Genomic DNA, 11,145 nt, shown 5'->3' with positions numbered 1-11,145 from the left:
TTACTTTCACTGGTAACGGATCAGGCTAAGGTAAAATTTGTGAGTTGCTCTTAATTGAGTATTATCGGATTTTCGGCGAATGTCGTCTTCACAGTATAACCAGATTGCTTGGGGTTATATGGTCAAGTGAAGAAGCGCATACGGTGGATGCCTTGGCAGTCAGAGGCGATGAAAGACGTGGTAGCCTGCGAAAAGCTTCGGGGAGTCGGCAAACAGACTTTGATCCGGAGATGTCTGAATGGGGGAACCCAGCCATCATAAGATGGTTACCTTACACTGAATACATAGGTGTATGGAGCGAACCAGGGGAACTGAAACATCTAAGTACCCTGAGGAAAAGAAATCAACCGAGATTCCCTTAGTAGTGGCGAGCGAACGGGGACTAGCCCTTAAGTGGCTTTGAGATTAGCGGAACGCTCTGGAAAGTGCGGCCATAGTGGGTGATAGCCCTGTACGCGAAAATCTCTTAGTCATGAAATCGAGTAGGACGGAGCACGAGAAACTTTGTCTGAATATGGGGGGACCATCCTCCAAGGCTAAATACTACTGACTGACCGATAGTGAACTAGTACCGTGAGGGAAAGGCGAAAAGAACCCCGGAGAGGGGAGTGAAATAGATCCTGAAACCGTATGCGTACAAGCAGTGGGAGCCCACTTTGTTGGGTGACTGCGTACCTTTTGTATAATGGGTCAGCGACTTATTTTCAGTGGCGAGCTTAACCGAATAGGGGAGGCGTAGCGAAAGCGAGTCTTAATAGGGCGTCTAGTCGCTGGGAATAGACCCGAAACCGGGCGATCTATCCATGGGCAGGTTGAAGGTTGGGTAACACTAACTGGAGGACCGAACCGACTACCGTTGAAAAGTTAGCGGATGACCTGTGGATCGGAGTGAAAGGCTAATCAAGCTCGGAGATAGCTGGTTCTCCTCGAAAGCTATTTAGGTAGCGCCTCATGTATCACTGTAGGGGGTAGAGCACTGTTTCGGCTAGGGGGTCATCCCGACTTACCAAACCGATGCAAACTCCGAATACCTACAAGTGCCGAGCATGGGAGACACACGGCGGGTGCTAACGTCCGTCGTGAAAAGGGAAACAACCCAGACCGTCAGCTAAGGTCCCAAAGTTATGGTTAAGTGGGAAACGATGTGGGAAGGCTTAGACAGCTAGGAGGTTGGCTTAGAAGCAGCCACCCTTTAAAGAAAGCGTAATAGCTCACTAGTCGAGTCGGCCTGCGCGGAAGATGTAACGGGGCTCAAACCATACACCGAAGCTACGGGTATCATCTTCGGATGATGCGGTAGAGGAGCGTTCTGTAAGCCTGTGAAGGTGAGTTGAGAAGCTTGCTGGAGGTATCAGAAGTGCGAATGCTGACATGAGTAACGATAATGGGTGTGAAAAACACCCACGCCGAAAGACCAAGGTTTCCTGCGCAACGTTAATCGACGCAGGGTTAGTCGGTCCCTAAGGCGAGGCTGAAAAGCGTAGTCGATGGAAAACAGGTTAATATTCCTGTACTTCTGGTTATTGCGATGGAGGGACGGAGAAGGCTAGGCCAGCTTGGCGTTGGTTGTCCAAGTTTAAGGTGGTAGGCTGGAATCTTAGGTAAATCCGGGATTCTAAGGCCGAGAGCTGATGACGAGTTAACTTTTAGTTAACGAAGTGGTTGATGCCATGCTTCCAAGAAAAGCTTCTAAGCTTCAGGTAACCAGGAACCGTACCCCAAACCGACACAGGTGGTTGGGTAGAGAATACCAAGGCGCTTGAGAGAACTCGGGTGAAGGAACTAGGCAAAATGGCACCGTAACTTCGGGAGAAGGTGCGCCGGTGAGGGTGAAGGACTTGCTCCGTAAGCTCATGCCGGTCGAAGATACCAGGCCGCTGCGACTGTTTATTAAAAACACAGCACTCTGCAAACACGAAAGTGGACGTATAGGGTGTGACGCCTGCCCGGTGCCGGAAGGTTAATTGATGGGGTTAGCTAACGCGAAGCTCTTGATCGAAGCCCCGGTAAACGGCGGCCGTAACTATAACGGTCCTAAGGTAGCGAAATTCCTTGTCGGGTAAGTTCCGACCTGCACGAATGGCGTAACGATGGCGGCGCTGTCTCCACCCGAGACTCAGTGAAATTGAAATCGCTGTGAAGATGCAGTGTATCCGCGGCTAGACGGAAAGACCCCGTGAACCTTTACTATAGCTTTGCACTGGACTTTGAATTTGCTTGTGTAGGATAGGTGGGAGGCTTTGAAGCGTGGACGCCAGTTCGCGTGGAGCCAACCTTGAAATACCACCCTGGCAACTTTGAGGTTCTAACTCAGGTCCGTTATCCGGATCGAGGACAGTGTATGGTGGGTAGTTTGACTGGGGCGGTCTCCTCCTAAAGAGTAACGGAGGAGTACGAAGGTGCGCTCAGACCGGTCGGAAATCGGTCGTAGAGTATAAAGGCAAAAGCGCGCTTGACTGCGAGACAGACACGTCGAGCAGGTACGAAAGTAGGTCTTAGTGATCCGGTGGTTCTGTATGGAAGGGCCATCGCTCAACGGATAAAAGGTACTCCGGGGATAACAGGCTGATACCGCCCAAGAGTTCATATCGACGGCGGTGTTTGGCACCTCGATGTCGGCTCATCACATCCTGGGGCTGAAGCCGGTCCCAAGGGTATGGCTGTTCGCCATTTAAAGTGGTACGCGAGCTGGGTTTAGAACGTCGTGAGACAGTTCGGTCCCTATCTGCCGTGGACGTTTGAGATTTGAGAGGGGCTGCTCCTAGTACGAGAGGACCGGAGTGGACGAACCTCTGGTGTTCCGGTTGTCACGCCAGTGGCATTGCCGGGTAGCTATGTTCGGAATAGATAACCGCTGAAAGCATCTAAGCGGGAAACTAGCCTCAAGATGAGATCTCACTGGAACCTTGAGTTCCCTGAAGGGCCGTCGAAGACTACGACGTTGATAGGTTGGGTGTGTAAGCGCTGTGAGGCGTTGAGCTAACCAATACTAATTGCCCGTGAGGCTTGACCATATAACACCCAAGCAATTTGACTACTCCTGACTTGGAAACAAGTAGAAGCATCAGATTGCGGTGTGTGAAGACGAAACGAACCGAAAGTTCGAGATACTCACAAAACACCGAAAGCTATCACATACCCAATTTGCTGAAGCGAGACCAACTGGTCACGACTCAGTACCCGAATTTCTTGACGACCATAGAGCATTGGAACCACCTGATCCCATCCCGAACTCAGCAGTGAAACGATGCATCGCCGATGGTAGTGTGGGGTTTCCCCATGTGAGAGTAGGTCATCGTCAAGATTAAATTCCGAAACCCCTGATTGCTAACGCAATCAGGGGTTTTGTTTATGTAGAAGTCCATGATTTTCACCGGCACGTTGCGAGCGCAACGGTCTGGTACACAGAATTTCTTGACGACCATAGAGCATTGGAACCACCTGATCCCATCCCGAACTCAGCAGTGAAACGATGCATCGCCGATGGTAGTGTGGGGTTTCCCCATGTGAGAGTAGGTCATCGTCAAGATTGAATTCCGAAACCCCTGTCTGCTAACGCAGACAGGGGTTTTGTCGTTTAAGGAAGCAAAGAAACAGGACCGACTCAACCTTTGCGTGCCTTCGCATTTCGCCTGGCCAGCAACTTGCGCCACCAGATGTAGATCCCGGTTGCCGACAACATCGCGATCACAATCCCCAGCAGCGCAATCAATACCTGCCCCATCAGCCCGATGATCCTGCCTCCATGGATCGGCAGCTGCAGCCGATAAAAGCGCTCTCCCAACGTACCTTGCCCTGCTATTTCCTGCCCTAATAAACGCCCGTCCGTACCGTGGAAAAACAACCAGGATTTTCCATGGGCCTCGGTATCATGTTGCCCAAAACCCGCGCCATAGAAGTTGTACTCGAAGCTGTAGTACAGCTCCCCAACCGCCGCTGTCAGCCCAAGCCGTTTGCCTTCCTCTAACGCCCTTTCATAGGCCTGTTGATAACTCAACTGCGTCACGCCCAATTGCTCGCTCGGTAGCCTGCCACGAGCCTCATAGACGCTGGCCTCAACCGGTGAAAACAGCGAGACAACTGGTTTGAACACCTGGCTTGGCAAATTCATCGCCACACTGCTAACTGCAATCGGCAGCAACAACAGCCAAAGCCACAGCCCACCTGCGCGATGCAGGTCGAAATTCAACCGATAAGTATGACCACCCTTGATCTTCCAAGCCGTGGACCACTTCTTCCAGAAGGGTGTGCCCCGCGGCAGGGTCAGCCACAGCGCGATAAAACAATCGAATACCCACGCAATCGCCACCAACCCCATCAGCCACAAACCCCAATTTCCCGGCAGTGTCAGGTTGTAGTGAAACTCCAGAATGAATGGAATGAGATTCTCACGCTGAAAGCAGCAAGCGCCCCAAAAGCGTCGCCCCATTTCTTCACCACTGACCGGATCGAGATAGAAAACCTGGTTAGGTTCATCAAAGGGTTTGCCCGTCGCCGGATCGTTTCTGGCGACTGCCGCCAACATAGCGGTATGACCGGCCTCTTGTGGATATTCCATGTACCAGACTTGCAGCTTGGGATGCTGCCCCTGCAGCGTGTCCACCAGTTCACCTGGCGGCAATGCACGGCCCTTGGCTGTCGCTTCGTAGAACCCGGGATTGAGCCATTCATCCAGTTCATGGTTGAACGCCAGAAGGCTGCCCGTTATCCCCGCCATCATCAGAAACAACGCCGTCGCCAACCCGATGTAGCGATGAAATAAAACCAGCAATGCACGCATAAAGTTTTCCTGCAAATACAACAAAGCCAGCGCCTGGAATCAGGCACTGGCTTTGGATGAATCGAGAGAAATTAGAACTGGTAGCTCACCGTCGCACTGACGTTGCGCTCTTCACCCAGATAGCAGAAGTTCAGGCTCGCGCACGACGCCACGTAAGACTCGTTCGTCAGGTTGTTGGCATTCAGGCGCAGATCCACACCCTTCAACCCCACCTTGCCCAGGTCATAACCCATCGAGGCATCAAACAGCGTGTAGGCGGGCACCTTCATGGTGTTCTCCGCATCCGCCCAGCTGTAGCCGACATAGCGCACACCACCGCCGAGCCGCAGGCCATCCAGAGCACCGCTGTCGAATTTGTAGTCGGCCCACACCGATGCCATATGACGCGGAGCCTGGGTCGGCGAATTCCCCTTGTTCTCGATCACGTTGTCCGCAGTACTCAACGTGCTGACCATCGACTTTGAATACTCGATGTCAGTGAAGGTATAGCTGCCCAGCAACTTGAGATTGTCAGTCAGCTGCATATGCGCCTCCAACTCCAGGCCCTGGGAGCGCACAGCACCTACCGCGCGATAGAAGTTTTCCTGCGGCAGCTTGGTCGCCAGGTTTTCCTGATCGATACGGAACAGCGAAGCGGTGAACAGGTTGTCAGTACCCGGCGGCTGATATTTCAAGCCAACCTCCCACTGGGTGCCGTCGGTAGGTGCCAGGGGATTGCCGGCACTGTCCGAATAGGAGTTCGGGTTGAAGGATTCGGAATAGCTGACGTAGGGCGCAAGACCGTTTTCAAACAGATAAAGCGCTCCTGCACGCCCGGTCAGCTTGGTACGGTTATCACTGATCTCCGTGCCCACCGGCCGTCCCGCTTCAGCAATGCGGTTTTCATCAGAGGTCTCAACCCAATCCTGACGCAGCCCGAGGGAGAACCGCCACTTGTCCATCTCAATCAGGTCCTGCAGGTAAACGCCGGTCTGCTCGAGCCGACGCAGATAACTGGTTGGACTGTAATAACTGATCTCGGAATTGCCATACGCCGGATTGAACGCATTGATCGGCGCAAGAGAGCCGCTGCTCCAGTCCACAACGGTTTTGCGCCGCTGATAGTCCGCCCCCATCAACACCGTGTGCTTGGTTGCGCCGGTAAAAAACTCAGCCTGCAGCATATTGTCGATAATGAACGCATGCAGCTTCTCGTCACCGCCTGAGTAGTAGCGATTCAGCTCATTACTGGTGGGCGTGGTCCAGCCATAGGCATACACCTGGTCCAGCCGGACCTTCGAATCCAGATACCGAAAGTTCTGCCGCGCCGTGAAAACATCATTGAAGCGATGCTCAAACTGATAGCCGAACGACTGCTGATCACGTTTGTACCCATCAATGTCCGGCTCACCCTCAAAGAAGTGATTGGAAATTCGCTGGCCATTGCGCTGATGCAGCACGCCGTCCGCCGGCATGCCACCGTGGTAGCCACCGTCGGGATCATGCTGTAGATAAGCCTGGAGTGTGAGGGACGTGTCATCGGTAAAGTCGATGCTCAAGGTGGGCGCCAGTGCGTAGCGTTTTTCCTTGGCATGGTCGAACTGTGTGTCGGACTTGTCCGCAAGCCCGGTCAGTCGGTAAGCAATACGCTTGTCGTCATCCACCGGGCCGCTGAAGTCGAAACCCATGCCTCGCTGCCCTTGGGAACCCACGGTGGCCTGCACTTGATGGTATGGCTCAAACAATGGCTTCTTGCTGGTCAACGCCACCAGCCCGCCCGGCGAGCTGCGCCCGTACAGCACCGATGACGGGCCTTTGAGAATATCCACCCGCTCGAGGAAGTACGGGTCCACCTGCATGGTGCTGTAAGTCCCGCTGTCCCCCATGGATTTCAAACCGTCGAGATAGATGTTATCCACCGAACCGTCGTTGAAACCACGCATCGCCACGTAGTCGTAACGGTGAGTGGCGCCATACGGGTTGGTCAGCACGCCAGGGGTGTAACGCATGGCCTGGGCAACGGTTTGCGAGCCTTGGTCATCCATCTGCTCGCGGGTCACCACCGAAACCGTCTGGGACGTTTCCACCAGCGCGGTACTGGTCTTGGTGGCGATCTGGCTGTGAGTCGCGTTGTAGCCGTCCATGCTGCCCAAGGCATTACCCAGGGCGAAGCCTCTGATGTCGGTGGTCGGCAAGGTCAGCGCCTCGCTCTCGGGCTGTGCCTGCAACACGAAACTCACGTCGTCCTGAGCCTGCGCCTGTAAGCCTGACCCGCTGAGCAACTGGCTCAAACCTTGTTCGGCAGAGTACTCCCCATGCAGCCCGACAGACTGGCGGCCCTGAGTCTGCGCAGGCGTGCTGGAAAGTGTGATGCCTGCCTGACGGGCAAACTGATTGAGCGCATCGCTCAGCGGGCCTGCGGGGATGTCATAGCGCTGGCTGATACGCTCGACGCCGCTATCAGCCGCGGCGCCGGCCACGGGCAGCAAGCCGATGCCCATTGTGGTCGACAGCAACGCTGCACGTACGGCTTTGCTGAGCAAAGGGTAGGAAGAGGGTGAGTTACTGAAAAAGCGCACAGTCATTATCGAGATCCGTAGAGGTCGCTGAAGGCAGATTGAATTGCTTACTGTCTAAGCCGGACTCACGGAAAAAAGCCGCCAAAAATAAATCAGGTGCGACAAAAATAATCAGGCCTGACGCTCCAGGCTCACCCACCAGCGGGTGCGATAGCGCAGGCGCACAGGCAGCGTCTGCGGAAGGATCGCCAACAGCTTCTCAGTGTCTTCCAGGCGAAAAACACCCGACAAGCGCAAGTCTGCGATATCACTTGAACAGCCCAGATAACCCTGGCGATAACGCCCCACCTCCGCCAGGAAGTCGGCAAGACGCATGTTGCGGGTGACGATTAATCCGTCGGCCCAGGCCCCAGTAACCATATCCGAAGGCGGCGCGAGAACGACCCCGTTCTGACGCACAACGTAGCTTTCTCCTGCATGCACTTGAGTAAACAGCCCGTCGGCGGTATGCGGTGAGTGAATCGCGACGTTGCCTGAGGCCACGCTCAAGCGTGTGCAATCACCGTCCTGGCGCACCACAAACCGCCCGTCGATGCCTTCGAACAGGCCATGGCGAGTGCGAACCAGCAACGGTGCGGTTGCAACGGCGCCGCAGGTCACCAGGATTTCCCCGCGTAGCAACGTGATCAAGCGTTGCTGCGGTTTGAAGTCCAGGTCCACCGCGCTGTCGGTATTGAGCTGCAGGCGTGTGCCATCCGGCAGTTGCACGCTGCGACGCTCGCCGGTGGTGGTCGCCAGGTCCGAGGTCCAACGCTGCCAGCCGGTGAGGTCTCGACTTGCCCAGGCCGCCGAGCCCATCAACAGCACACCGGACAACACCTTCAACGCTTGCCGGCGGCCAAGGCGCTGGGCACTGTTCTCCAGCGCCACATGGGCTCCGGGGATCGCCGCCAATTGGCTGCTCAATTCATGCTGCAGCGCCTGCACGCGTTGCCAGGCCAGCTCGTGTTCATGATGAGCCTCACGCCAGTGCTCGCACTGCGCCTTCAGCCGGACATTGGCGCGATTGTTACGCAAGCGCAGCATCCAGCTGATGGCCTGCTTGACCACCTGCGGGTCGGGCCCGGAGCGCGCTGCGTTATCCATCGAGGTCATGCCTCATACCGCAGCACATAACAGTGATACAGCGCCTCGGCGACATACCGCTCTACCGAGCGCAACGACACGCCCATCTGCTGCGCAATCTGCTTGTATGTCAGCCCGTCGCACTGAGCCAGTAGAAACGCCTTGCGCACCTTGGGCTTGAGTCCGTCCAGAAGCCGGGCGATGGACTCCAGCAATTCCAGAATCAGCGCACGCTCTTCAGCACTCGGAGCCAAGGCTTCGGGCAAGTGCGCGATGGACTCCAGATAGGCGCGCTCGATTTCTTCGCGACGCCAATGATCGATCACCAAGCCTCGGGCGATGGTACGCAGGAAGGCCCGAGGAGCCTTGAGTTCGAAGCGTTCGGTTTTTTGCAGCAAGCGCACGAACGTGTCCTGCGCCAGGTCCGCCGCATCTGCTGCATTACCCAGGCGGCTGCGTAGCCAGGTATTCAGCCAGCCATGATGGTTGCTGTAGAGCGTCTGTACTGCGTACTCGGAAGAGGGCATTCACGCGGCCTGGCAAAGCGTCACAAATGATAATTAGTCGCATTGTCGGCAACGCTGAAAAATTTTGCAACTCCTGCCACCAGAGGCCTACCGCTGGTCGGCTTCTGACGCAAAAAGCAGATGCTTCTCACAAATTCCTAAGATTTATCCTGACTTGGCCGACAGCCTGACGAGCCATGCGTGCACCGAAATAGAGCAGTCAAAGAGTCTGCCTATCCCGTTACATGGAATGTTGCATCCGGCACGCTCACCCCCTTTTGGCAAAAAGAAGTCAATGAAATGAATCTCAAGTTCAGTCATAAAATTCTGTTGGCCGCGTCAGGCGTAGTGGTTCTGGCCTTCGCGTTATTCACGTTCTACAACGACTACCTGCAGCGCAATACCATCCGGCAAAACCTGGAATCGTCTATTCAGCAGTCCGGTGAACTGACCGCCAGCAGTGTGCAGAACTGGCTCAGCGGCCGGGTACTGGTACTGGAAAGCCTGGCGCAAAACGTGGCCCACCAAGGCAGTGCTGCCGATCTTCCGGGGTTGGTCGACCAGTCGGCATTTACCTCCAACTTCCAGTTCACTTACGTCGGTTCAACCAACGGTGTGTTCACCCAACGGCCCGACGCCAAAATGCCCGATGGCTACGACCCGCGTCAGCGCCCTTGGTACAAACAAGCGGTGGCCGCCGACAAGACCATGCTCACGCCGCCCTATATGGCAGCGGTAGGTGGGCTGATCGTGACCATCGCGATGCCGGTGAAAAAGAATGGCGAACTGCTTGGCGTGGTTGGCGGTGACCTGAGCTTGCAAACCCTGGTGAAGATCATCAACTCGGTGGATTTCGGCGGCATCGGCCATGCGTTTCTGGTCAGCGGTGACGGCCAGGTGATCGTCAGCCCGGACCAGGACCAGGTGATGAAAAACCTCAAGGACATCTACCCGGGCACCAACGTACGCATCGAGAAGGTCAGCCAGGAGGTGGCCCTCAATGGCCAGGAACGGATTCTGTCCTTCACCCCCATCAGCGGGTTGCCGAATGCCGACTGGTACATCGGCCTGTCGATCGACAAAGACAAAGCCTACGCACCGCTGGGCAAGTTCCGCACCTCGGCATTGATCGCCATGTTTATTGCAGTCGCCGCCATCGCGGTGTTCCTGAGCCTGCTGATCCAGGTCTTGATGCGCCCGCTGACCACCATGGGCCGCGCCATGCAGGACATCGCTCAGGGTGAGGGTGACTTGACCCGCCGCCTGACAGTGGAAAGCAAGGACGAGTTCGGTGACTTGGGCAGTGCCTTCAACCAATTCGTCGAGCGTATTCACGCGTCAATTTCCGAAGTTTCCTCGGCCACCCGTCAGGTACATGACCTGTCCCAGCGCGTAATGGCCTCCTCCAACGCATCGATCGTCGGCTCCGACGAGCAAAGCGCCCGCACCAACAGCGTGGCCGCGGCAATCAACGAACTGGGGGCTGCCACTCAGGAAATCGCACGCAACGCCGCTGATGCTTCGCAACACGCCAGCGGTGCCAGCGAGCAGGCCGATGACGGACGCAAGGTGGTGGAGAAAACCATCCTGGCGATGTCGGAGCTTTCGCAAAAAATCAGCCTGTCGTGCACGCAGATTGAAACCCTGAACGCCAGCACCGACAACATCGGCCACATCCTGGATGTGATCAAAGGCATTTCCCAGCAAACCAACTTGCTGGCCCTCAACGCTGCGATTGAGGCTGCGCGCGCCGGTGAAGCGGGACGTGGGTTTGCCGTGGTAGCGGATGAAGTCCGCAACCTGGCGCACCGCACCCAGGAGTCGGCAGAAGAGATCCACAAAATGATCACCTCGCTGCAGATCGGCTCGCGTGAGGCCGTGACCACGATGAACGCCAGCCAGACCTCCAGCGAAGAAAGCGTCGAGGTCGCCAACCAGGCCGGTGAACGCCTGGTCAGCGTGACTCAGCGGATCGTCGAGATCGACGGCATGAACCAGTCGGTAGCGGCCGCCACCGAGGAACAGACTGCCGTGGTGGAAACCCTCAACGTCGACATCAACCAGATCAACCTGCTGAACCAGCAAGGCGTGGCCAACCTCAACGAAACCTTGAAGGATTGCGACGCGCTGTCTCAACAAGCCAACCGGCTGAAGCAGTTGGTCGACAGTTTCAAAATCTGATGATTAACCTGTAGGAGCGAGCTTGCTCGCGAAGAACGTCAACGATAACGCAGCG

Annotated in this window: 5 protein-coding genes and 3 rRNA genes; 4 read left to right on the top strand and 4 right to left on the bottom strand. The window is 55.8% G+C overall.

Going from position 1 to position 11,145, the window contains the following annotated elements; translation table 11 throughout:
- The first annotated feature begins 120 nt into the window (after nt 1-120).
- The 3 genes from HBJ59_RS31060 to rrf (HBJ59_RS31050) all read left to right on the top strand — a co-directional run bounded on the left by HBJ59_RS31060 (nt 121) and on the right by rrf (HBJ59_RS31050) (nt 3,529).
- Nucleotides 121-3,014, top strand: a 23S ribosomal RNA gene (locus HBJ59_RS31060).
- Between the two features lie 174 nt (nt 3,015-3,188).
- Nucleotides 3,189-3,304: ribosomal RNA gene (rrf, locus tag HBJ59_RS31055) — 5S ribosomal RNA — on the top strand.
- Nucleotides 3,305-3,413: 109 nt separating this feature from the next.
- Nucleotides 3,414-3,529: ribosomal RNA gene (rrf, locus tag HBJ59_RS31050) — 5S ribosomal RNA — on the top strand.
- Between the two features lie 75 nt (nt 3,530-3,604).
- Here the strand turns inward: rrf (HBJ59_RS31050) and HBJ59_RS31045 are convergent.
- The 4 genes from HBJ59_RS31045 to HBJ59_RS31030 form a co-directional block, all read right to left on the bottom strand.
- Nucleotides 3,605-4,780: a PepSY domain-containing protein gene (locus tag HBJ59_RS31045; RefSeq protein WP_167665763.1), complete on the bottom strand. Its 1,176-nt coding sequence runs from the start codon at nt 4,778-4,780 to the stop codon at nt 3,605-3,607.
- A 71-nt stretch (nt 4,781-4,851) separates the two neighbouring features.
- Entirely contained in the window at nt 4,852-7,344 is a 2,493-nt protein-coding gene (locus tag HBJ59_RS31040; protein ID WP_167665762.1) for a TonB-dependent siderophore receptor, read from the bottom strand.
- 105 nt (nt 7,345-7,449) lie between these two features.
- Nucleotides 7,450-8,433 (bottom strand): FecR domain-containing protein, encoded by a 984-nt coding sequence (locus HBJ59_RS31035; RefSeq protein WP_178124307.1) that lies wholly within the window; start codon nt 8,431-8,433, stop codon nt 7,450-7,452.
- Complete coding sequence (locus tag HBJ59_RS31030) at nt 8,430-8,930, bottom strand: sigma-70 family RNA polymerase sigma factor (RefSeq protein WP_008433614.1); 501 nt, start codon at nt 8,928-8,930, stop codon at nt 8,430-8,432. Before HBJ59_RS31030 ends, HBJ59_RS31035 begins: the two co-directional genes overlap by 4 nt.
- 279 nt (nt 8,931-9,209) lie before the next feature.
- On the opposite strand from HBJ59_RS31030, the gene HBJ59_RS31025 reads away from it, so the two are divergent.
- Nucleotides 9,210-11,090, top strand: coding sequence for a methyl-accepting chemotaxis protein (locus HBJ59_RS31025; protein WP_167665761.1), 1,881 nt, complete (start codon nt 9,210-9,212; stop codon nt 11,088-11,090).
- Nucleotides 11,091-11,145: the final 55 nt, after the last annotated feature.

Source organism: Pseudomonas sp. AN3A02 (assembly GCF_011765255.1).
Lineage (GTDB): Bacteria > Pseudomonadota > Gammaproteobacteria > Pseudomonadales > Pseudomonadaceae > Aquipseudomonas.
Note: the sequence above shows the minus strand (reverse complement) of the source record. Positions and strands in the feature narration are given on the sequence as shown.